At 36.7% G+C, this 1,122-nt stretch carries 2 protein-coding genes and 1 pseudogene; 1 reads left to right on the top strand and 2 read right to left on the bottom strand.

Annotated features, from left to right (window positions below; all coding sequences use genetic code 11):
• Positions 1-208 (top strand): annotated as a pseudogene (locus HUN22_RS17185) (hypothetical protein); the annotation flags it as partial.
• Between the two features lie 92 nt (positions 209-300).
• Here HUN22_RS17185 and HUN22_RS17190 read toward each other — a convergent pair.
• Together HUN22_RS17190 and HUN22_RS17195 are read right to left on the bottom strand one after the other, a co-directional pair.
• Entirely contained in the window at positions 301-618 is a 318-nt protein-coding gene (locus HUN22_RS17190; RefSeq protein WP_174731927.1) for a hypothetical protein, read from the bottom strand.
• A gap of 115 nt (positions 619-733) precedes the next feature.
• Entirely contained in the window at positions 734-961 is a 228-nt protein-coding gene (locus tag HUN22_RS17195) for a hypothetical protein (RefSeq protein ID WP_016144943.1), read from the bottom strand.
• Between the last annotated feature and the right edge of the window lie 161 nt (positions 962-1,122).

The following is a 1,122-nucleotide window of genomic DNA, read 5'->3' on the forward strand; positions in this document are numbered from 1 at the left end:
TCCTAAGAGTAAGAATACGCAGGAATTTGTATTATGGCTTGCAGGTTTTATTGAGCGAATTACGACGGGCGGTCAAGAAAAATTGCCTCCTATCCGCACTAAAGTCGCTTTGCCTATTTATGCATATGAAGAAACATATCCTTCTACGGGAAGCCCTGTAAATAATGGGGAAGAAATTATTGAATACTTTAAGAAAAAAGAAAGTTAATAAATGAAAGACGATAAAAAGAGCTTATTTCCGAGGGCCGATAGGAAATAAGCTCATGACTTTGGGCCAATAGAGAATTTGATTAGAGGAAATTATCTTCCATTCCATGCATCTTTAATAGCTTGTTTAGCATGTTCCCATTTTAAACGGGATTCAGCTTTTAGTTCTTCCCATTTTTGTTCTAAACCCCCTTCGATATCTTCAAAGTGTGTGCCTTGTTCCGATTCAGCACGTGCACGATGACCTAACTCATAAGCTGTCGAAAAGTCTCGATCATAATCGAGATCGGGGGTAGTCAGTTGAGCTTCTTGATAATAAGGACGAGTAACGTAACTTTCGCGCCAATAAGTATCAGAGTAATTATGGTCGCCAGCTGGCAGTCGTGCGTGATCGCTATTTTGATCTGTCATCAGTTTTTCCTCATCTATTATTTAATTTTATGCTTATGGTAAATTTAGGAAGGTGAGGGCACCTTCCTAAATAAAATGAATGACCGCATCAAATGACATTTAATTCAACAACGGATTAGCGTTGCTGATTATTGTTATTTGAATTTTGTTGGCCTGAATCTTTTTGATTTGAGCCTTGTTGTTGGCGGCGATTGTCATTTTGCTGTTGTTGCTGATTGTTTCGTTGCTGTTGATCGTTTTGCTGTTGATTGCCATGTTGCTGTTGGTTGTTACGGTTGTCGTTTTGCTGTTGCTGTTGTTGCTGATTATCGCGTTGATTGCTTTGATTATTAGTAGTGCTCATCTTTAATTACCTCATATCATTTATGATGTGTGTTTTATCTGAGAGCTTCAGATAGGTTTATTAAAACATGAAAATTTTTAATGTGTAGTCTTGGGGTGTTACCCTATATTTAACTGTAACTTTTCAAATCAAATAAAACATTGATTTTTATAAAATGTAAT

It is taken from the genome of Acinetobacter lactucae (assembly GCF_013344765.1).
Taxonomy (GTDB): Bacteria; Pseudomonadota; Gammaproteobacteria; order Pseudomonadales; family Moraxellaceae; genus Acinetobacter; species Acinetobacter lactucae_A.